19 protein-coding genes are annotated in these 21,050 nt (G+C 37.1%); 5 read left to right on the forward strand and 14 right to left on the reverse strand.

What is annotated here, in order from left to right; genetic code table 11:
• Positions 1–62: 62 nt before the first annotated feature.
• The 7 genes from CSC80_RS11290 to xerA form a co-directional block, all read right to left on the reverse strand.
• A complete protein-coding gene (locus tag CSC80_RS11290; protein ID WP_143751743.1) occupies positions 63–656 on the reverse strand; it encodes a hypothetical protein in 594 nt (197 codons plus the stop codon).
• Between the two features lie 758 nt (positions 657–1,414).
• A complete protein-coding gene (locus CSC80_RS11295; RefSeq protein WP_099191909.1) occupies positions 1,415–1,978 on the reverse strand; it encodes a hypothetical protein in 564 nt (187 codons plus the stop codon).
• 206 nt (positions 1,979–2,184) lie between these two features.
• Positions 2,185–2,793 carry a tetratricopeptide repeat protein gene (locus CSC80_RS11300; protein WP_099191911.1) on the reverse strand — a complete coding sequence of 203 codons (609 nt, stop codon included), beginning with the start codon at positions 2,791–2,793 and terminating at the stop codon, positions 2,185–2,187.
• Between the two features lie 141 nt (positions 2,794–2,934).
• Positions 2,935–3,552 carry a hypothetical protein gene (locus tag CSC80_RS11305; protein WP_099191913.1) on the reverse strand — a complete coding sequence of 206 codons (618 nt, stop codon included), beginning with the start codon at positions 3,550–3,552 and terminating at the stop codon, positions 2,935–2,937.
• Positions 3,553–3,748: 196 nt separating this feature from the next.
• Positions 3,749–4,156: a hypothetical protein gene (locus tag CSC80_RS11310; protein WP_099191915.1), complete on the reverse strand. Its 408-nt coding sequence runs from the start codon at positions 4,154–4,156 to the stop codon at positions 3,749–3,751.
• Positions 4,144–4,446, reverse strand: a complete 303-nt coding sequence (locus CSC80_RS11315) for a hypothetical protein (protein ID WP_099191917.1) — start codon at positions 4,444–4,446, stop codon at positions 4,144–4,146. Before CSC80_RS11315 ends, CSC80_RS11310 begins: the two co-directional genes overlap by 13 nt.
• Positions 4,447–4,645: 199 nt before the next feature.
• Entirely contained in the window at positions 4,646–5,773 is a 1,128-nt protein-coding gene (xerA, locus tag CSC80_RS11320) for a site-specific tyrosine recombinase/integron integrase (RefSeq protein WP_236973388.1), read from the reverse strand.
• Between the two features lie 83 nt (positions 5,774–5,856).
• Between xerA and CSC80_RS11325 the strand changes: the two genes are divergently transcribed.
• A complete protein-coding gene (locus tag CSC80_RS11325; RefSeq protein WP_071341930.1) occupies positions 5,857–6,228 on the forward strand; it encodes a hypothetical protein in 372 nt (123 codons plus the stop codon).
• Between the two features lie 75 nt (positions 6,229–6,303).
• Here CSC80_RS11325 and CSC80_RS11330 read toward each other — a convergent pair whose 3' ends face one another.
• Together CSC80_RS11330 and CSC80_RS11335 are read right to left on the reverse strand one after the other, a co-directional pair.
• The gene (locus tag CSC80_RS11330; protein WP_099191921.1) at positions 6,304–6,930 is read right to left on the reverse strand and encodes an HmuY family protein; all 627 of its coding nucleotides are present in this window, start codon (positions 6,928–6,930) and stop codon (positions 6,304–6,306) included.
• Positions 6,931–6,963: 33 nt separating this feature from the next.
• Positions 6,964–9,078, reverse strand: coding sequence for a TonB-dependent receptor (locus tag CSC80_RS11335; protein ID WP_099191923.1), 2,115 nt, complete (start codon positions 9,076–9,078; stop codon positions 6,964–6,966).
• Between the two features lie 116 nt (positions 9,079–9,194).
• Between CSC80_RS11335 and CSC80_RS11340 the strand changes: the two genes are divergently transcribed.
• The 4 genes from CSC80_RS11340 (at position 9,195) to CSC80_RS11355 (ending at position 14,535) form a co-directional block, all read left to right on the forward strand.
• Positions 9,195–10,100: a DUF6607 family protein gene (locus CSC80_RS11340; RefSeq protein WP_099191925.1), complete on the forward strand. Its 906-nt coding sequence runs from the start codon at positions 9,195–9,197 to the stop codon at positions 10,098–10,100.
• A 4-nt stretch (positions 10,101–10,104) separates the two neighbouring features.
• Positions 10,105–11,607 (forward strand): ankyrin repeat domain-containing protein, encoded by a 1,503-nt coding sequence (locus CSC80_RS11345; protein ID WP_099191927.1) that lies wholly within the window; start codon positions 10,105–10,107, stop codon positions 11,605–11,607.
• Positions 11,608–11,657: 50 nt separating this feature from the next.
• Positions 11,658–12,143, forward strand: a complete 486-nt coding sequence (locus tag CSC80_RS11350; protein WP_099191929.1) for a DUF2271 domain-containing protein — start codon at positions 11,658–11,660, stop codon at positions 12,141–12,143.
• A gap of 196 nt (positions 12,144–12,339) precedes the next feature.
• The gene (locus tag CSC80_RS11355; RefSeq protein ID WP_099191931.1) at positions 12,340–14,535 is read left to right on the forward strand and encodes a PepSY domain-containing protein; all 2,196 of its coding nucleotides are present in this window, start codon (positions 12,340–12,342) and stop codon (positions 14,533–14,535) included.
• Between the two features lie 61 nt (positions 14,536–14,596).
• On the opposite strand, the gene CSC80_RS11360 is transcribed toward CSC80_RS11355, so the two are convergent.
• The 5 genes from CSC80_RS11360 to CSC80_RS11380 form a co-directional block, all read right to left on the reverse strand.
• A complete protein-coding gene (locus CSC80_RS11360) occupies positions 14,597–16,564 on the reverse strand; it encodes a heavy metal translocating P-type ATPase (protein ID WP_099191933.1) in 1,968 nt (655 codons plus the stop codon).
• 44 nt (positions 16,565–16,608) lie between these two features.
• Entirely contained in the window at positions 16,609–17,025 is a 417-nt protein-coding gene (locus tag CSC80_RS11365) for a transcriptional repressor (RefSeq protein WP_071341937.1), read from the reverse strand.
• 385 nt (positions 17,026–17,410) lie between these two features.
• Positions 17,411–18,382, reverse strand: a complete 972-nt coding sequence (locus CSC80_RS11370; protein ID WP_091605064.1) for a succinylglutamate desuccinylase/aspartoacylase family protein — start codon at positions 18,380–18,382, stop codon at positions 17,411–17,413.
• A 177-nt stretch (positions 18,383–18,559) separates the two neighbouring features.
• Positions 18,560–19,579 (reverse strand): glycoside hydrolase family 43 protein, encoded by a 1,020-nt coding sequence (locus tag CSC80_RS11375; RefSeq protein WP_099191935.1) that lies wholly within the window; start codon positions 19,577–19,579, stop codon positions 18,560–18,562.
• A gap of 2 nt (positions 19,580–19,581) precedes the next feature.
• Positions 19,582–21,033, reverse strand: coding sequence for an MFS transporter (locus tag CSC80_RS11380; protein ID WP_099191937.1), 1,452 nt, complete (start codon positions 21,031–21,033; stop codon positions 19,582–19,584).
• Between the last annotated feature and the right edge of the window lie 17 nt (positions 21,034–21,050).

Below are 21,050 nucleotides of genomic sequence, written 5' to 3' on the forward strand. Positions count from 1 at the left end.
CACAAACCCAGCGATTAAGCCCGAAGCCCGTATTGTTTATAGGTTTTGTTGCCACACGTTTTTTACCCTTCCCAACCATTTTCAATTACTCCCTCAATGTATTTTCGGAATTCTGTTTCGTTCATTTTATTATGTCTAGCGTCATAAGTGCTACTTTGTTTATTGTACCAAGACTGCTTGCTGAAAATCACGAAAGAACCGCCTTTAAGTTTTCTTATGACTAAACGTGCTGTAGAAGGTAATGGTTCGTCGTTATATCTCTGTTCATCCCAATATTCTCTGCTTACGTAGTTCAAGGGCGTTAACTCCGCAAGTTCTTCTGAGTGTCCTGGGTCATCAAATACTCCAGACTTTTCAATGTCAGCCGTTTCGAGCCTGAAATAATTCCAAATTGGGTCTTGAAAAGACTCAAATGTCAATTTTTTAGGTTTGATTATATACGTTAAAGAACAGATAAATTCAATACAGTCTTCTTCTAAAGACTCTTTTGCGTCTTGTAAATCCAGTCCTCCCATTGTTGGAAAAAATGTATGATTGCTGTTTTTCTGCCAACCTACCTTTCTTAAAACTTTAATAATCTCGTCCATATTTCTCCATTCGCAATGATTAGGGATTCCAAAAGGAAATATTTCATCGCATAATTTTGTCCAATTCATAGGGTAATGTTATTTGTATTTTTAAATGTGTGGCAACGTTCAGTGTATGATTTGTGCCGCGTAGAAATTCGTAGAATTTCGAGCCTGGCACAAGCGCTTAGTTTTTGTTTGTTGCTAAAATAGTTAAAAGCAACAAATTAAAAACTAAGTGCGACATGCAAATACGCCCAAACTTTGGAAACTTCACCGAATTTTGTCGGCATGAATTATACATTTTGTTAGCTACAGTGTATTTTTGCAACAAACCAATTATTGGCGGATAATTACTGGATGGACTCTGAGAAATTACTGGCAAAAATAAGCGGTAGGTTCCTGTCTTTCGTCAGCCCACACAATCCGAAATAGGGCAGAGTTGCACTAGACTGTTTAGCAGCGAAAATTTAAAAAAAGTAAAAGTGTTTGCGTGAGTTTTGTCAGCCAATTTTAAAAAGCACACTGCAAAAAGCGCTACCGCCACAAAAACAAAGTTGATTTATTTTTAGCTTTTTGCCTTTGGAAAACACAGAATTTAGCGGGAGAGAAAATCCCCAAAATTTTTATTGTAGCTAACGGTTGAGCTATGAACAGTACGGGAGCAAACTAGCGTTTGCTTTCCGCCACGTACATAGCGAAATCTTTTTGTTTTGATTTATTTTTTCCTATCCAGAGCAAAATCCAAAAGATTTTGCGGACATCATAAAAATACACAAACCCTGCGATTAAGCCCGAAGCCCGTATTGTTTATAGGTTTTGTTAGCAAATGTTATTTTTCAACATATTTATTGAAGGTTTTTAGGAGGAGAAGGTGGGGGTGGAGGAGTGAAATCGTACAATTTGTAGACTTTTCTAACTTCGTCCATATAGCCTTCCCATTGACCAAGCCACCAATTATGTATCTCTATTTCGTCAGTCAGTATATCAGCATTTTTAAAGTAAACTTCCTTTTTTATCCTGTCATAAATAACGTTTGTTTTAAGAACAAAATAATATTGAGACCTCTCGTAATCCTCGCCATCTCTTTTTTCTAAAACTTTAACTCCTGGGATAATTAATTCAAATTCATTTTCTAAAGATGTCAGATAAAAGTGAGGATGTGCATAGACATTTTCCGATGTGCTATTAAACGGAACTTTTTTCTCGGTAAATACTTTTTTAAATTCTTCGAAGTTGTCTTGATCTTTCAAGTCAAGTCTTTCGCCTATTTTGTCAACCTCAGCATTAGTAATGAATTGCAAGATTTTTCCAGACTGAATATAGACGTCGTACCACTCTTCTTTGCTTAAATTTTGACAATTAGCTTGAAACCCTAGTAAAACTATAAGTAATAAAGAAAGGTATCTCATAATATTTGCTAACGCTTGAGCTAAGCGTAGTGCAGAGGCAAGGAAACTTTTCGTTTCCGTCTGCGCACGAAGCTAAAGCTTATTGTTTAGATTTATTTTTTCTTTTCAAAAGCTAAATCCATAAGATTTAGCTACTTCATAAATATACACAGACCTTTCGATTTAGCCCGAAAGTCCGCATTACGTTTAGGTTTTGTTGGCATTAGTTATTCTTTCCGTTCAGCTATTAAATCTCTTAACTCAATTAAATCTTTTCTTACCTCTGGTTCCATCACTATATTCAGAGCTTTGGTGTTATATAAATATGCCTTTTCATAATTTTTTATATCATAATATGCATCGGCAATTGTGTAATAAAAATACCCTTTTCGGGTTTCATTTTTTTCGATTTCGACTCCCTTTGTTAGAATATCAATAGCTTTGTGTTCCTCCGAGTTTTTATTAAACGCAGTTCCATAATTTAGATATGTTATTCCAAAATTATTATCGACTTCAAGAGCTTGCTCGAAGTATTCGTATGCCTTATCAAAATTTTTCAAATCGGATTCTACATTACCAAGTCCATTTAATATAATTTTATTATCGGGCTCAATTTCATTTGCTTTTGATAGCAATTTTTTTGCCTTTTTAAATTCCTTATTCCGAATTTGGTCAAGAGCTTTATCAAATGTGATTGACGCAATTGAATCCGTGAAGCCTTTATTTTTGTAAAAAAGTATTTCCGCATCTCCAGAGTTTCGAATCACAACTCTGTCCGATTTATCTTTGCAAGAAATAAATGCTACGATTATTAAAATTAATATTAGGTTTTTCATAATTAATGCCAACGTGTTTGTATATGGTTTGTTGCGTGGTTTAGCGCGTAATTTAGCAAATAAAAACCGAATAGAAAATCCGCGAGGATTTTCGTAAGTAGGCTAGAACTAGCAATAAATTATATACGGTGTTGTGCATAGTTATTTTTTCCAAACCCCAAATTCATTTCGAATCGTATTTAATATCTCGCAAACAAAAATTAGTTCATCAACCTCTGGGTAATATTCTAAGTATCTGTCAGGATTTGAAAACTCAAATTCGTTAAATTTCCAGCCTTTGGCTTGAACTATATAACCTTCTCCGTCTACAATAGTTTTTCTTTTACTTAGTATTTCGTACTCTTCTTTTATTTTTCCTTTATGCATTATTTCCACTTTTTCTACTTCACCTCTGGTTTCCAATTTCCAATAAATTTCTTTTAGATTCGGTAAATCTAAAATATGACTCCTCAGCAAGTTTAAGTAGACGAATTCCATATCATTGTCCGATTTTAGAGTCCGCTTTTTAGTCCTCAATTTTGTTTGTCCGATAACTTTTGAGTAATGCTCGTAAAATTCTGCTGTCCATTTTTCTGACTTACCCTTAAACATTCTAAAAAGGGACGAATAATTTGTTATTCCTCCACCTTGATAAATTCGGATTTCTGTGTCGTAAGTCAGCGAATCAGATAGTTTTAAATCCGCATTTATTTTGCTTATGTTTTGCGCATAAACACCAAATGAAAATAGGAATAATATTAAAATCTGGATGTTTTTCATAATTATGCACAACGTCTCGGCTATGGTTAGTGCGGGAATTAAAAAGCAATTAATTTCCGATTAAGAACTTAGCCAAAACTTTTTATTTTGTTTTATCTTTTTTGTTCTAAAGCCAAATCAAAAGATTTGGCGGACTCTATAAAAATACACTTAACTTTGGATTAAACACCAAACCCCGTATTAACTATAGCCATTGTTAGCTACTGGCGCTTTCTAATATGGGTAATAGACATTCTTTCAGTCTCCAAACTATTCCTAGTTCGGCTTCATATTCGTCTTTTTCTTGTCGGTCTCTACCAGAATATACTCCAGCTAATCCTATTCTACCTTGATTAAGAGTTATTCCAGTAGGCGTTGCAATTGTTTTTATAGTATTATCTTTTTTTATAACTGGTGAACCTGACATCCCTGATTTGGTTTTACCATCAATGTAAAACATCGGTAGTGAATTGAATATATCTGGCTCAGAGGCGATAGTTGCTCCTTTATATATTGGAAATTTATTCGGTGTAGTATTTGTTTTCAAAGGAAAGCCGGTAACAAAAATATCATCCATTATTCCAATTTTTAAGTCTTTTGATATTTCTTCATCTATATCAAGCAAACTAAGTTAAAATCAGGATGAGTTATTTCTGAAGTCACATCTAGAACAACAACATCCACTTGACTACCCAATACTGGATGTTCATACCATTTGGGATTATCATTATATATTTTTTCGTCACCGACATTTTCAGAGTGATAAAGTTCTAATGTTGTTCTCACAGTTTCGTTCCACGAGGTCGTAGTTTCTGTTTTATTAGTCACACTATGAAAGTGTAAATTAAAAAAACCAGGGATTGCACCAGATGGATGTAAATTCTGTTTTGTTTGGAAGTTTTTAAGAGTTACCATATGCCAGTTAGTAACTAAAAATATTTTCGTTCCTTTTTTACATAAAAAACCAGAGCCCTAAGTCAAGTGAGCTTGAGTATTTTCAGCTAGAACTTCAATTCTAACACATTTCAGAGAGTTTTCATGTATAGTCATTTTTTCAGCTTGTAGCTAACAATTGTATATGTGCACAATTGCACATATATCTACTTTGTGCATACTAATCTAATGGATTTTTTATTGTCTTAAAAGTATTAGTGGCTACATGGGTGTATATTTCTGTTGTCTTGCTAGAACCATGACCTAATAATACCTGTATTTGTCTCAAGTCAACGTTAGATTCTAACAAATGTGTTGCAAAACTATGCCTAAGGGTATGTGGAGTAACATTTTGTAAAATTCCAGCTTTATGGGCAGCTTGTTTTACAATTTGTATTACACTTGCTGCACTGTACTTACCGCCTTTACGGCCTTCAAACAAATAATCTTTAGGATGCCATTCTTTAAAATAGAGCCGTAAATCTTGTAGAACTGTTTCGGATAATAGACTTACTCGGTCTTTATTGCCTTTGGCGCCTTTTATAGAAACCAACATTCGTTTACTATCTATATCCTTGACCCTAAGGTTTAAAAGTTCACTTCTACGTAAACCGGCACTATAGAGCAAGGCTAAAATGCATTTATGCTTTAGGTTTGTTGTACAATTCAGCATGGCAATGACCTCCTCTTTTGATATTACGGTAGGTAGCTTATGTTCCTTCCTTGGTCTTTCAATGTCGTAAAAACGGTTGGGCATGCCAAGAACGGTCTCATAATAGAATTTAATGGCATTTATGGTCTGATTTAAATAGGAGTTAGATACGTTTCTATGTATTAACCTTTGTAGATATGACCTTACATCACTTTCGTTCAAGGTTGTAATATCTCTATCTTTAAAATGATTAATGAACATTTCAAAAAAGTTGACATACGTTTTTACGGTGCTGTTGGCATATCTTTTAAGCTCTAGTTTTAACAGGTATTCCTCTGGACAAACCCTATAGCCTTCAGGTAGTTTCCTTTCCCTGAACCATTGTACATCTACTACTTCATTATGGGTGTTGACAGGTCTGTTGCTTAAAAATTTGTTATAGTTGATCCATACAACCCCTTTAAAAGTATTGAAAATAATACCAAGGTTTTTCTTTGTATTTAGAATATAGACCATGTGGTACTTAGTGCTCCACCTAGATTCGGGAAGCCCCTTGATCAGATTCTGTATAAGTTTGTCTTGAGTAAATTGTATGCCGATCATCTTTTGATTTTTGATCATTAGATGATGTAACGTAATGGATTTTGGTGTGTTCATCATGTCAAGTGTAATACTAAATAAATCAATTAATCAACTATTATGCGTATATTATTCGTATAATATTCGATTAAGTTATAAGCATGAAAAGAGTTTGTCCAGAATGTAATAATGAAGTGATAGGTAGAACGGATAAAATTTTCTGCTCAGTAAAATGTAAGTCCATACATCAATATGAAAAAAGTCAGAAAGAAAACACCTTCTATTTTTCGGTGGATAAACAACTGAAGAGAAACAGAAAAATACTAAAACGCTATAATAAGTCTGGATTTACAACTATTAGAAAGAGTGTTCTTTTAGAGGAAGGTTTTAATCCCAAATTTTTTACCCACTACTGGAAGAATCAAAAAAATGATGTTTACCTTTTTTGTTATGATTTTGGGTTTTTAAAAGCGACTAAAAATGGTGTAACAAAGTATGTTATTGTACAATGGCAAGATTATATGAACCAGTAATTATTGGTTTAATGAAAATAAGGGCAACCCCAAAGTTGCCCATATGTAACTGACTATTATGCTCTAAAAATAAGACTATTCTAAAGAAGTATCGCCTTCGTTAGGGTTGTAAACATAATTAAAGGTATAGTACGGTGTAGCATCTTCAAAAGCATTTGGTTCAGATGGCGCATCTTCATAATAGCTTATAAACTCTACTTTGGCAAAATTACCTTCGGTAGTTCTAAATACAAATACTTTACCTGGTATAGGTGTAATTAAATGTGTTGGGTCTCCTGCGTAGTTGTACCAACCATTATCACTACCTGTTGCTATGGCAAAAGAAGCATCTGCATCTTGCTCAAAAGTAAGTCCTTCTGCTGTGGTTACACTTGCCAAGGTGCCGGTTACTTCGGCTACGCCAACATTACCATTTCTTTCCGGTTCATCTTCAGTGCCGGTCAAGGTACCGCCATTAACGGCGATCGTGGTGCCCCTAAAGGCAATGTCCCATGCGGTATCACTGGTAGTAATGGCTCCGGTCTCAAAATCAAATTTGATGAACTCACCACCAACAGGTTCTCCTTGACCTCCGGTTTGTGGTGCATATAAATTGATAACGGTTTCCGCCTGTACCGGATCCGTTGGTGTGCTGTCATCATCGCTGCTACAAGAGGTGAATGCCATTGCTAAAAATGCTACTGCTAAAATGTTCTTTGTCATGGTAATTGTAATTAAAACCTGTTGCCAGGTGGGTTAGAATTGATAATTTAATTTAATGAATGCTTGTATGCCCGGCATTGTCGGGATATTGTTATCCGTATAATCCAATAGGTTGTTTGCGCCAACCTGAAGTGTAAAATCTGTATAGAATATTTTGCTTACCGCGGCATTTAGGGTAACAAAACCATCTATAAAACTGGTATCGAAATTATCTATGAGTCCGTTGCCATTGGTGTCATATTGTGCATACTTACTACGGTAGAGTACACGCAAGTTTACATGGGTATTGGCAGAGGGTATATCATAGTAGAATTTAAAATTGGCATTGTGCCTAGAACGGTTGACCAAGCCAAAATAGTCAGAAGTGGCCAGGGCAACAGATTGTCCGGTATTGGCATCGCGTACAAACACTTGATCGTTTTTTACGTCTTCTCTTCTTTGTTTATCAAAGGCATAAAGTAATTGGTATCCGGCACTTATATTTAAATTATCCGTGAGTTTGTAGGCGGAGTTGATTTCAAAGCCCGTAGTGTATATTTCATCAAAATTCATATAACTGAACACGTTTTGTCCATTGGTCTTGCGGGCAATGATTCTGGTATCTATTAGGTTTTTAAAATCGTTTCTAAAGAAATTGATTTCTGTATTGCCAATACCATGTTTTAGAGTTAGGCCTAGGTTATAGCCAATAGAACTTTCTGCTTCCAACGGTTGGCTCAATTCGTCCTCAGTGACCACCACATCTAAGATTTGGTCTTGTTCTTCTAATTCTTGTAATTTATCCAAGGCTACATTATAACCTAGTACGGTATAGCCCACCGCGGAATTGGTGAAGTCAAAATATAACTGTCTAAAATCGGGCGCTTTAAAACCATAACCTACAGATCCCTTAATAGCCAGATTTGGATTTAATTGGTAGCGTAATGCCAACTTGGGACTAAATTGGTTGTTGTATTCAGAGTGATTGTCAAAGCGCGCTCCGGCAATAACATTCAGTTTTTCCAAAGGGTCAAAATCATACTGGGCATAAAGGTATTGAGAAGTGAAATTCACTTTTTCTTCAAAATAAGTCCTGTCCAGCTCATCTAACTGTAATCCCGCTCCTGCGGTTAAAGTCCCGTTTTGGAACCCGGTTCTGTTTTCGTTTTCAATATTAAAGGTATAGCTACCACGTACCTCTGGCCTCAGTAATTTTTGATCAAAATCACTATCGCTCAAAACATCGGTAGAAATAGGGTCTGCCAATAATTCGGTAGCAACGTAATTGGTATAGTACAGTTCATAAGCCATGTTGAGCGCCGGGGTCAATTTGTGGTCCAGTCTGGCATGTGCGTTCCATTCACGTTCTTTGGTATCACCTTCGTATTGAATGCTATCCACGGTAAATCCGGCATCTTGTACCTGATCGTAGAATCGCCCAGAGGTAAAGAGAGAAAGTTGATCGTTGATATCATAATACAACCTACCGTTTAGGGTGTAGTTGGTATACGGGTTAACGGTTTGGCCCTCCGCATCTTCATTTAGGTCATATCCGTTGGATGAGAAACGATTGGCGAAAAATCCATACCGAAATTTTTTAAAACCCTGCTTAAGGTCTAGATTCATATCTTGTTGAGAAAAGCTACCGATACGGTATGATGCATTTCCGCTAAAATCTTGCTTTTCCGGTTTTTCGGTGATGATATTGATTACTCCGCCCAATGCCTCAGATCCATATAAACTGCTTGACGGACCTTTAACTACTTCAATCTGTTTAATATTACCTACGGTAAGTCGGCTTAAATCGAAATTTCCGGCACTGCGCCCCACCAATGGAACTCCATCTATAAGAATCAGAATATAGTCCGATGCAATACCTTGTATTTGTACCCCTTGAAATCCACTTTCATCGGTAACCGTTATAATACCTGTTTGCTCGTTCAGTATTTCATTAAGGCGTACGGTACCGGATTTTATAATCTGTTTTTTGCCTACCAAGGTAACGGGTAGGGGAAGCGATGATAATTGACGGGCAGTTCTTGTGGCGGTCACTATGACTTCTTCTAATTCTTGTGATAAAATAGAATCTGTAACGCTGGGCACTTGGCTTTGCGCTACTATAATATGTGTACCTATAAGTAGTAGAAAGGTCGCTAGTCGAAATCGCATTATATTTATTTAGACTTATTCTTGATAAGGATGCAAATATATAAACAATTCTTATTTAGAATAAATTAAAATAGTTATTTTTGTCAACGAACATCAAAAAATAATACACCTGTAAAATGAAAACAGTATTACCTACCATAATGGCATTAGTAGTATCTGCTAGTACAATTGCCCAAAAGGCGAAAAAGAACGATGACCGTGAAGCTATAAAAAGTATGTGCGGTTGTTTTGAAGTAACCTTCAACTTTGCCGAAACATTCCACCATAGTACGGATTCTTTGTATAAGCCTTCTAAAACAAAAGTGGATAAGGGCTTAGAGTGGGCAGAACTGGTGACGGATGAAGATGATAAAATATCCATTCAGCACCTGTTGCAGGTAGGTAACCCTGCAGACCCGCATATTGTAAAGCATTGGAGGCAAGATTGGCTGTATCAAAATACAGACCTATATTCTTATAATGCCGATAATACATGGACATTCAAAAAATTGCCATCAGATAAGGTAAAAGGGCAATGGACCCAAAAAGTATATCAAGTAGATGATAGCCCTAGGTATGAAGGCTCATCTACATGGGTACATGTAGATGGTAAAAGCTTTTGGGAAAATACTTCAGATGCCCCGTTACCAAGACGTGAATACACTACAAGAAGCGACTATAATTTAACCGTTCGTGGAAATCGCCATGAGGTTACGGATTACGGTTGGTTGCACGATCAAGATAATACAAAGGTTATTCGTGAGGCAGGCAAAGAAGATGTCATATTAGCTCAGGAAAAAGGGTATAACACTTATGTAAAGGTTGATGATAGTAGATGTGCCGCTGCCGCATCATGGTGGAAATCCAATGCGGATAAATGGGCTTTGGTACGTACAAAATGGGATGATGTTTATGGCAGAAATAAGGACCTTTCTTTAGAGGAAAAAGTAGATAATAAAGTTTTGTACAAATACCTTTTTGATGATGAATATGATCAAAAAGATGAAATAGAAGAAGTAATAGAATCATTCGTTAAACAATAAGGACATGAAAACCATAAAACAATTAGCACTGACCGCATTTTTGTTCATAAGCTTTACGGGTATTGCCCAGCAAAAGAATGAACTTTTAGATCGTACATTTTGGAAGAGTAGCCCAAGTGTTGCCACTGTAAAGCAAAAAATAGCAGAGGGTAACGATCCAATTGCAAAAGACAGCAATTCTTTTGATGCTACTACACTGGCCATAACCAGCAAGGCAGATACTGAGGTTGTTAAATATTTATTGTCCTTAGAGGGTAATGAAGTGGATAAGAAAACCCATGATAGCCGTATTTATTTACACTGGGCAACGTATGCCGGTGATGCCGAATTGGTTCAATATCTATTGGATAACGGTGCTTCTGTAACAGCATTGGATAGTCACAGGTATACACCTCTTGCCTTTGGAGCCAATGCGGGACTAACAAATCCTAAAATATATGAGGCTTTTGAGGCAAAAGGGGTGAACCTTAAAGAGGAGAAAAATGAGCATGGTACCAATGTGCTATTATTGGCGGCACCATCATTGAAATCTGAAGAGGAGTTGAATTTCTTTTTAAACAAGGGTTTGGCTCTTGATAGTAAGGATGATGACGGCAACGGCATTTTTAACTACGCTACCAAAAAGGGGAATATAGATTTCTTGAAATTATTGATAAGCAAAGGGGTAGATTACAAAACATTGAACAATAATGGTGGTAATGCCTTTATGTTCGCATCTCAAGGTGGTCGCGGATTCAGTAATGGTCTACCGGTCTATACGTATTTAAAAGGTCTAGGATTGGAACCTAATATTGTTGAAAAGAATGGTAGTACCCCATTGCACCGTTTAGCTTTTGGTAATAAAGATGCTGCTATTTTTGATCTGTTCTTAAAAGCTGGTGCAGATGTAAATCAAGCAGATGAAGAAGGAAACACTCCTTTCTTGAATGCTGCCGCTAGAAATGATTTGACCGTTGTTCAATTATTGGCCAAGGGTGTTAAGGATATCAATACGGCCAATAACGATGGTGAAACAGCTTTAATGCTAGCCGCTCATGATAACAAAGCTGATGTAGTTGCATTTTTAATTGAAAAAGGTGCGGATATCAATGCTAAAGATGCTACCGGTAATACTGCGGCTTATTTTCTTACGGATTCTTACAGTAAAAGAAATGCGAAGGCTTTTGATGCTAAACTGGCTTTGTTGAAAGCAAAAGGTTTAAAATTCAATACCGTACAAGGTGAGGGTAATACCTTATACCACGTTGCAGCCAAAAAGAACGATTTGCAGCTCATGAAAAAGATAGCAGATTTCAATATCGATGTAAATGCCAAAAACGATGAGGGTATGACTGCTTTGCACGTTGCGGCCATGAAAGCGGAAAACGATAAATTGTTAAAGTTTTTGATCGCCAAAGGTGCGGATGCCAATAGCAAAACAGATTTTGAAGAAACGGTTTATGACCTGGCTAGTGAAAATGAAATGTTGCAAAAGGGAAATACATCGTTAAACTTTTTAAAGCAATAAGTTAGGTGTCGCTTAGCTTATCAATGAAATAAAGAACCAATAGTATTAAAATGAAAAGATTTTTAAAATTTATACCGGCCGTAGTTTTGGTAGGATCATTATTATCCGCTTTTACCGTAGTTGACAAAACTGCCGTAAAGTGCCTTATTCAATTGACCAATTATACAGGTGAGGGTGCGTACTTAATAGTGTCTATCGTGGATGCCGATAATGAGTATGTAGAAACATTATATGTGCAGGGCAAAGATAGTGAGTGGTATAGTGAAATAACCGAATGGTGGAAATTTTACGGAAAACACCGTCCAAACATAGATGCCATATCTGGAGAAACTATTAGTGGTGGAGAGCGTGCATTGAACGTGCTGCAAATACCTAATGATAAAATTGACCAGGGTTACAACCTTCGTTTTGAAACTTCTGTAGAAGACCAAGGGTATTACGCAGATGATATTCAATTTCCTTTAACGACCGAAAATTTAAAGACAAAAGTTGAAGGCAAAGGTTTTATTAGGTATGTACGTATGATGCCGCAATAAATGACCTTATAAAAGATGAATCATATTTTGGGCGCAGTCAAGTACAATAATGTTATTTGCTCATAAAAACATGTTGACTGCGTTCATTTATTTTTTACTTGTTTGCTTTTTTTACAATCACATTTCCAGATTGGCGTTAAACCGCCATTCTGGAATTTTTTAAATTATATACTGTTATAAAACTAGATTCCTACTTATGACCATTTCTATTTGGCGTTATAGTCATCTTACACTTGCCTTAATTTCATCTCTATTTTTGGTGGTAGCTTCTATAACCGGTATTATACTTGCCGTAGAGCCTATTTCGCACCAAACCAAAGGTTATGTCGTGGCAGATTTAGATCAAGTTCCGCTGGCAACGACCATTACTGCTCTTAAAGATTCATATGATGAGGTGTTGGGTTTAGAAGTAGAATCATCTGGCTTTGTAAAAGCTTCCGTATTGACCATGGAGATGGAAACTTTGGATGTGTATATAGATCCATTTACTGGAGAACAGCTTGGTGAAGTAGAGGAGCGGCCTTATGTATATACATTTGCAACCAATGTACACCGTTCCCTTTTTTTAAAGAGTATAGGTAGGTTCTTTGTTGGTCTAATTTCATTACTATTATTGATTATTGCTGTTACCGGATTGGTTTTATTAGCTAAGCGCCAAGGCGGATTTTTAAAATTATTTACAAAAGTCCAGAAAGATTACTTTGAGCTAAAGTACCACGTAGTATTGAGCAGATGGTTTTTTATACCCATCATAATTCTTGCTTTTACCGGGGTGTATTTATCTGCGGAAAAATTTAATTTATTGCCGAAAACAACGGTTGATCAGGTTGAGGTATCGGTAAGCAATTCAGCTCAGAAATACGAAAACATTGCGGATATTCCGTTTTTTAAGGAAACTACCTTGGCAGAAATACGCCAGGTAGAATTTCCTTTTTCAGATGATCCGGAAGAATACTATCTCATTGCTTTACAGGATAAGGAAGTTGAGGTACATCAGCAAACAGGGGAGATTGTTAGTAAGGGAGATTATCCGTTTGTGACCTTAGCATCAAGATTAAGTTTGGTATTGCATACCGGTGAGGGTAATGTATTATGGTCCGTTATCCTGTTATTGGCCAGTGCGTCTATTTTGTTTTTTATGTACTCAGGTTTCGTGATGACTTTAAAACGGAGAAAGAAAGCTAAAGGAGTTTCGCAAATGCCCGATAAGGATGAATGTGAGTATGTTATTTTAGTAGGTTCTGAAAGTGGTACGGCGTTCGATTTTGCACAGCGATTTTATAACGGATTAACACAAGTAGGGAAGAAGGTCTATTTAACGGAGCTTAACAAGTATAGCGCCTATGCGAAAGCTAAAAATATCATTGTGTTTACATCTACCTATGGTGAAGGTGAGCCGCCTACCAATGCCCGCAAATTCCCTACAATCTTTTCAACGGTAACGCAGCCAAATGCTATAGCATATTCTGTAGTGGGATTTGGGTCTTTAGATTATCCTGATTACTGTAAATATGCCATAGATGTGGATCAGCAGATCTATGCAGATGATAATTTTGAAAGACAATTGCCGCTGTTTAAAATTAATCAGGCAGATTTTGAATCTTTTGAACTTTGGTTGATTCAATTCTCCAATAAAGTTGGTTTTACCATTCCGGTAGAGAGACCGTTGATCCATAAGAAGAAATATAAAAAAGTGGACTTTGAGGTGGTGGAGCGAACGGATTTAAATGTAGACGATACTTTTTTATTGCGATTAAGACCAGCATCTAAAATTGATTTTACATCTGGGGATTTACTGGCAATTTTCCCTAATAATGATGAGATGGTTCGTCAGTATTCCATCGCTAGGGTGGATGATTATATTTTATTAAGTGTTAAAAAACATGAGTTGGGCAGAGGCTCTAATTTTCTATATGGGTTAGAAACGGGTCAATTTTTTAAAGCTGCTATAGACGTGAATCCCCATTTTCATTTACCTAAAAATGCTAAAAATTCAATTTTCATCTCAAATGGTACCGGAATAGCTCCGTTCTTAGGAATGATCTCTGAAAATACAGCTCAGAATACCACATTGTTCTGGGGAGGGCGTACAAGGGCTTCGCAATCGCTTTATGATGATATTTTGCAAAAAAGTCGGTCAGGCTTAAAGAATTTCAACCTGTTCGCTACATATTCTAGAGAAGGACAAAGACAATACATTCAAGATGCCGTTCTAGAGCAAAAGGAATTGGTCTTGCAGACCATAAATGAAAAAGGCACCATAATGCTCTGCGGATCTTTAGCAATGCAGCATGATGTACTTGATGTAATTGAAAAAATTCTTGAAGGAAACCAACAAATTACATTTGAAGCCTTTGAGCAAAGCGATCAGTTAAAAACGGATTGTTACTGATGTTAAAATAGTAGCTACTGTTCTCAGGATTGCTCAATTTTCATTAAGTTCGAATTAGCCATTAATTCCATTGCATCTTTTGCAAACGCACTGCGTTTAAAATAGCTAGTAGGGCAACGCCAACATCTGCAAAAACGGCTTCCCACATGGTAGCCATGCCACCTGCACCCATAGCAAGAACAATAATTTTTATCCCAAAGGCCAAGGCAATATTCTGCCATACGATTTTGCGGGTAGATTTTCCTATTTTAATTGCTGTGGCAATTTTTGTAGGCTGATCGTTCTGTATAATAACATCAGCAGTTTCAATGGCAACATCACTTCCTAATCCGCCCATGGCAATACCTACGTCACTAATGGCCAGTACAGGAGCATCATTGATTCCGTCACCCACAAATGCCACCTTGGTCCCTGCTTCATTTTTTAATTTCTCCACTTCCGCCAATTTATCTTCGGGTAGCAGTCCGCCCTTTGCCCAATCCAACCCTAGTTCTTGTGCTACTTTTTGGGTTATGGAATCTTTATCACCGGATAACATGACAATTTTTTGAATACCCGCCTTACGCATATTCGCTATAGCCAATAAGGCATCCTCTTTTATTTCATCGGCTATAGTTACGTAGCCGGCAAATTTTCCGTCTATTGCCATCATAACTATAGATTCAACAACAGTTTCCGTTTCTTTTGGTATGCTAATGTGGTGGTCGTTCATAAGAGCCTTGTTGCCCACAAGCACAGTAATGGTATTGACCATGCCTATTAAACCCTTGCCTGCAATTTCGGTTACTTCTGTTGCTTTATAGGGTTGTGTATTTAATTCATATTCTAAAATAGCCTTCGCAATAGGATGTGTGGATTGAGATTCTATGGCGATCAAGTAGTTCATGAATTCGCTTTCGGTAAAGATCTGATCTTTAGCAAGATCCTTTATTTTGAAAACCCCTTTGGTCAATGTGCCTGTTTTGTCCAAAGCTACCGTGTTCACTTTGGTCATGGTGTCTAGAAATGAAGCTCCCTTAAGTAAAATTCCGTTTCTGGAAGCTGCGCCCAAGCCGCCAAAATACCCTAGGGGAACAGAAATTACCAAAGCACATGGGCAAGAGATTACAAGAAATATCAAAGCTCTGTACAGCCAATCTTGAAACACATAGTTTTCTACAAAAAAGTAAGGTAGAAATGTCAGTGCAATGGCAAGGTATGTGACTATGGGGGTGTAAACTTTTGCAAATTTTCTAATGAACAGTTCTGTCTTTGATTTTCTCTCCGTTGCATTTTGTACCATGTCTAAAATGCGGGCAATAGAGCTGTCTTTGTATGTTTTGGTAGTGGTAATTTCGACAACGCCAGATGTGTTGATGCTTCCTGCATAAATAGGAGCTCCCTTTTTTAGGGACCTTGGTTTGCTTTCACCGGTAAGTGCCGCAGTATTGAATGTTCCTTTTTCAGAAATTAACTGTCCGTCCAATGGTACTTTTTCTCCGGCTCTAACTTGTATTTTTTCTCCAATTTCCACGAGTTCCGGTGCTACTGAAATATAGCTATGATCACGGAAAACCAAGGCATGATCCGGTCGTAGATCAAGTAAAGCTTTAATATTGCCTTTTGCACGTTTTACAGCGGCACCTTGAAAGAGTTCACCAACGGCGTAAAAGACCATTACCGCAACACCTTCAGGATATTCGCCTATGGCAAACGCACCAATAGTTGCAATTCCCATTAAAAAGAACTCGGTAAAAAAGTTTCCGTTTTTAATGCTTTTCCAGCCTTCTTTAATGACGGGGAAACCAACGGGTATATATGCTATAATGTACCACGCTAGGCGTATATAGTTGTTGAAAAATGGTAATATGTTGAAATAGTCAATGGCAATACCAATAAGTAACATCAAAAAACTGATGATGGCAGGCAGGTATAGGTTGAAATTTGAAACTTTGCCAGTGCTTTCTGTTGTATGTTCGTTACCGCAACAATGTCCGCATGAACTTTGAGGGGCTTTAGTTGCAGTCTCTTTTAATGGGTTCTTTTTCATAACACCGCAAAGGTGGGCAAAACATCAGTGCAACAGAAGTGCATTTAGTGCTGGCTGCAAGAATCGCATACGCCCTTAATGACCAAATTGGCATCTTCGGCTACGTATCCTTGGGGCAGATTTATATGGGGAATTTTATGTTCGGTCAAACAAACGGTTTTGTCACAATTACCACAGTGAAAATGTAGGTGAAGATCTTGATCAATTTCACAATTGCACCCGGGTTCGCATAGCGCAAATTTTGAGATATTAGTGCCATCATCAATTTGATGTACCAGTCCTTTTTCTTCAAAAGTTTTTAAGGTGCGGTAGAGTGTAGTGCGCTCCGCTTTGTCAAAAGCATTCTCAATATCTGTCAAAGCAACAGCGGTATTTTTGCTGGCCATATACTTATAGATAAGTATGCGCATGGCGGTAGGTCTGACACTTTTATTTTGTAACGTTTTTTCTATCTCGGTCATGCAAATTATGATTTTGAAATACCCGTAACACTAATGTAAATAATGTATTGGTGTATTTCAACTTCATGAGATCTTTAACTTTAAATTATGTTATTTACTTCCAAATATTGGGGGCGTTTTTTGGCGTAAAGTGTTGAGGATAGGAGAAGTAATGATTAAATGAGCAGTGATTACATTTTTTGGAGCTTAGTGATCATGCGAAATGCGCTTTAGCAATATATTGAACAAAAGAAAAAGTTGTGTTGAATTAAGTTTTAGATGCGCCTAAAAATAAAATAATACACTTTTTTGCTGGTTGCATAAAGATCCTAGTATCAGTTTAATAACTGTTTTTAGTTGCAGGTGATCTTTAACTTTTTGGGTGATGTGTTTAGGGTTTCTTAATTTATTCTACATCATGCGCAATGTGAAAAATGGCATCACCTTGGTTCACTATTGGAGACTCGTTTATACAAATAATATAGCCTGTTTCTTTCGCTTTTATTTTTTTCTCAAAGTAACCGAACGGTCCGGATATGCTTCCTATCTCATCTCCTTTTTGCACGGATTCCCCCACTTTTATACTTGGGTGAAACATGCCAGAATGTTTTGCCCTGATCCATTTAGAGGCATGCACTAATTTTGGAATAGATTCTTTAAGTGCATATGCTGCCAATTCTTTTTCAAAATTTCGAAGTCCCAAGTGATGCATCATCCGTAAGGCGCCTACAACGCCCGTATCCGTTATTTCACTGTCTATTTGAAGCGATTTGCCACCTTCATACAACAACACTTTTTTGTCTAATTGATGCAGCGTCTCACGAAAGGATTTTTCCCTTCCGGCGGACTTCACTATAAATTCAGCTCCAAATACTTTTGCCAATGCAAGGCCATCTACATCATCTCTATCTATTCTAATCTGAGGTGCATTAAAACGGCTATCTCCACCCGTATGGTAATCTATACAATAGTCTATAACAGGTGCTATATCTTTTACCAAATGGTATGCAAACCTACTGGCTAAAGACCCTCTTAGGCTGCCGGGGAATACCCTGTTCAGATCCCTACCATCTGGAAATTGCCTTGTTTGGTTTAAAAACCCGAAGATGTTGACTACCGGTATGCATATGACCATGCCACAATCTGGTCGGTTAAATTTTTTGGAGACTATTTGCCTTACGATTTCAACGCCATTGATCTCATTGCCGTGAATACCACCTGTGATCAATAGGGTAGGACCATCTTTTTTTCCGCGCTGTACTATTACAGGAACCTCGATCTTTGTTCTTGTGTGTAGTTTGGCGATATCTAGATTTAACTGGGCGCCTTTACCTTTTGCTATTGTCTCACCTAAAACCGTGTACTTTTTATTGAACATATTTTATATGTATGTTTAACACTTTGCTGTATAACTTAATTTGTACGTTTTTGTTATAACAAAGTGTAAAATTAGATGATAAATAGCTGTCAATGCCAATTATAACAAAAAAGAAGTACCCATTGCTGATATGTAAACTTTCAACAATGGGTACTTAATGATCACGTATAGTTCCGGTTAGTTAGTATAGGGTGATATTGTTTTTATATGTCCATCTGGTTGGTGTTCTATTTCAATCATTTTAACCGAACGTAGGTGGGTAACACCACGTGAGAGACTACTGTCGTGATAGAATAAATAATACTTGTCTTTTATAGCGCAAATAGAGTGGTGGGAAGTCCAACCAACCACAGGCTCCAGAATTCTACCTCCATACGTAAAAGGACCATACGGAGTATCACCAATAGCATAACAAATGAAATGAGTATCACCTGTAGAATATGAAAAATAGTATTTGCCATTATACTTATGCATCCATGAAGCTTCAAAAAACCGACGGTCATTATCGGCTTCTAGCAATAGGTTTCCTTCGGCATCCAATATTTGAATTTCCTTAGGCTCTTCGGCAAACTCCAAGAGGTCATCTGTAAGTTTTGCCACTATGGGCAATAAAGCCGGTTCGTTTGGTGTAGGCAATTCATTGTCCTTATTGTAGGTATTGTTTCTGTATTTCTGTAACTGTCCGCCCCAAATACCTCCAAAATATAGGTAATAAGAGCCGTCTTCATCTTCAAAAACGGCTGGGTCTATAGAATAACTTCCTTTAATTGCTTCGGGTTGCGCCTTAAACGGACCAGTAGGACTATCAGAAACCGCAACACCTATTTGAAATATTCCATCAGCCTTTTTTGCAGGAAAGTACAAGTAATATTTACCATCTTTATGTGCGGCATCTGGAGCCCACATTTGCTTTTCTGCCCAGGCTACATCATCAACATGCAACGCAATTCCGTGATCCGTAGCTTCACTGTCAATGCTATCCATAGAAAGCACATGGTAATCTTCCATGGCAAAATGGCTGCCTAAATCATCAAATGGAATATCTGATTCTATATCATGCGATGGATAAATATATATTTTACCATTAAAATAATGGGCAGATGGATCTGCAGTGTAAATGTGTTTCACCAAAGGTTGAGAAACCGCATTTTTGTTCAATTCGTCAAAGTCAATATGATCTATACTTTCTTCTGGCATAATTAAGCTTTTCTTCTTGTTATTAAATCTTGTTCTATTTGGTTTTCCATTTTCTTGTTGATTTCATACAGAAATAATAGGGCAATGGCGATAAAAAATGATATGGCAGGATAAATACTTACCAGCATTTTTGTTCCCTCAATAGCGCTGTCTGGCTGTACAACTATTTCTGTAGCGGCAAATTTCTTTGGGATGTAATTGTAGAGTCCCAATATCCAAGTTACCAGAGAGCTACCTATGGTTAATCCCAGTTTAAGCCCGATCATCATGGCAGAGAAAATGATGGCTGTTGCACGTCTGTTATTTTTCCATTCGGAATAGTCGGCTACATCTGCTATCATTGCCCATAAAAGCGGTATGGTTATTCCATAAAAGAAACCATGAAGTATTTGGGATAGAAACATAAGTTCTACAGAAGTAGCGGGGAAAAAATAGAATACCGCTATGAATAAGGTTGACACGAATAAGGCAGAACCAAAAACATCGCGTTTACCATATTTATCCGCTAAAGCTTTAGAAAGTGAAATGCCAACGATCATGAAAATAATTCCTCCGGCATTGAACAGTCCAAAACCAGCGGATATTGGATCATCTCCAAAGAAATTAATCCCAACGGATTTTAAACTATTCAGTAATGGACCTATGAAAGTTGCCAAACTATTGGCATCTACATAATTCTCGAAATAATATACATAGGATCCGCCCTTCATGGCCAATGTGATAAATACAAGTGTGGTCAATACTAACATGATGATCCAAGGTCTGTTCTTCAATAAGTCACCTAAATCCTCTTTAAAGCTGGATTTTTGTTCCACTGTTGGTATGACCCTCTCTTTAGTGGTAAAAAAAGTAATTAGTAACATTACCGTGCCAATGATCGCCAAATAGGTCATGACAATTTCTATACCTACGGCCTTATTGCCATTACCTGCATATTGAATAATAGGCAGCATAAATACCTGAACAAAGAACTGGGCGAACATTACAGCAACAAATCGAAAAGAAGAAATGCTGTTACGCTCTTTCATACTGCCCGTAATAACACCGCTCAAAGCGGCATAGGGCAAATTATTGGCTGCATAAAGTAACAGGAGTAGGGTGTAGGTTACCGCTGCATAGACCACTTTACCCGTATAACTAAAATCTGGTGTGCTAAAAGCTAATAGTGCTACTACACCCAACGGAACCGAGGTAAATAAGATCCATGGTCTAAATTTGCCCCATTTGCTTCTGGTTCTATCTGCTAAGGCTCCTACAATCGGATTAAACGCAAATGCCGCAAGCATACCTACGATGAATATAATCAATGATGCATCATTGGTTTCTAGACCGTAGATATCCGTGTAAAAATATGCCAAATAGGTTACCAAGGTTTGAAAAACCAAGTTTGCCGATAGATCCCCCAAAGAGTAACCTATTTTCTCTTTTAAAGATACTTTGTGTTCGTTGTTCATTTAAAGTTGTTTGGTTA

Source organism: Maribacter sp. 6B07 (genome assembly GCF_002700155.1).
GTDB lineage: Bacteria > Bacteroidota > Bacteroidia > Flavobacteriales > Flavobacteriaceae > Maribacter > Maribacter dokdonensis.

What these genes read in the sequence shown, in the direction of transcription:
- CSC80_RS11330 (WP_099191921.1), bottom strand. Translation starts at nt 6,930, where the DNA reads ATGACAAAGAACATTTTAGCAGTAGCATTTTTAGCAATGGCATTCACC.
- CSC80_RS11360 (WP_099191933.1), bottom strand. Translation starts at nt 16,564, where the DNA reads ATGAAAAAGAACCCATTAAAAGAGACTGCAACTAAAGCCCCTCAAAGT.
- CSC80_RS11340 (WP_099191925.1), top strand. Translation starts at nt 9,195, where the DNA reads ATGAAAACAGTATTACCTACCATAATGGCATTAGTAGTATCTGCTAGT.
- CSC80_RS11325 (WP_071341930.1), top strand. Translation starts at nt 5,857, where the DNA reads ATGAAAAGAGTTTGTCCAGAATGTAATAATGAAGTGATAGGTAGAACG.
- CSC80_RS11295 (WP_099191909.1), bottom strand. Translation starts at nt 1,978, where the DNA reads ATGAGATACCTTTCTTTATTACTTATAGTTTTACTAGGGTTTCAAGCT.
- CSC80_RS11350 (WP_099191929.1), top strand. Translation starts at nt 11,658, where the DNA reads ATGAAAAGATTTTTAAAATTTATACCGGCCGTAGTTTTGGTAGGATCA.
- CSC80_RS11375 (WP_099191935.1), bottom strand. Translation starts at nt 19,579, where the DNA reads ATGCCAGAAGAAAGTATAGATCATATTGACTTTGACGAATTGAACAAA.
- CSC80_RS11305 (WP_099191913.1), bottom strand. Translation starts at nt 3,552, where the DNA reads ATGAAAAACATCCAGATTTTAATATTATTCCTATTTTCATTTGGTGTT.
- CSC80_RS11335 (WP_099191923.1), bottom strand. Translation starts at nt 9,078, where the DNA reads ATGCGATTTCGACTAGCGACCTTTCTACTACTTATAGGTACACATATT.
- CSC80_RS11355 (WP_099191931.1), top strand. Translation starts at nt 12,340, where the DNA reads ATGACCATTTCTATTTGGCGTTATAGTCATCTTACACTTGCCTTAATT.
- CSC80_RS11315 (WP_099191917.1), bottom strand. Translation starts at nt 4,446, where the DNA reads ATGGTAACTCTTAAAAACTTCCAAACAAAACAGAATTTACATCCATCT.
- CSC80_RS11380 (WP_099191937.1), bottom strand. Translation starts at nt 21,033, where the DNA reads ATGAACAACGAACACAAAGTATCTTTAAAAGAGAAAATAGGTTACTCT.
- xerA (WP_236973388.1), bottom strand. Translation starts at nt 5,773, where the DNA reads ATGAACACACCAAAATCCATTACGTTACATCATCTAATGATCAAAAAT.
- CSC80_RS11290 (WP_143751743.1), bottom strand. Translation starts at nt 656, where the DNA reads ATGAATTGGACAAAATTATGCGATGAAATATTTCCTTTTGGAATCCCT.
- CSC80_RS11370 (WP_091605064.1), bottom strand. Translation starts at nt 18,382, where the DNA reads ATGTTCAATAAAAAGTACACGGTTTTAGGTGAGACAATAGCAAAAGGT.
- CSC80_RS11365 (WP_071341937.1), bottom strand. Translation starts at nt 17,025, where the DNA reads ATGACCGAGATAGAAAAAACGTTACAAAATAAAAGTGTCAGACCTACC.
- CSC80_RS11300 (WP_099191911.1), bottom strand. Translation starts at nt 2,793, where the DNA reads ATGAAAAACCTAATATTAATTTTAATAATCGTAGCATTTATTTCTTGC.
- CSC80_RS11345 (WP_099191927.1), top strand. Translation starts at nt 10,105, where the DNA reads ATGAAAACCATAAAACAATTAGCACTGACCGCATTTTTGTTCATAAGC.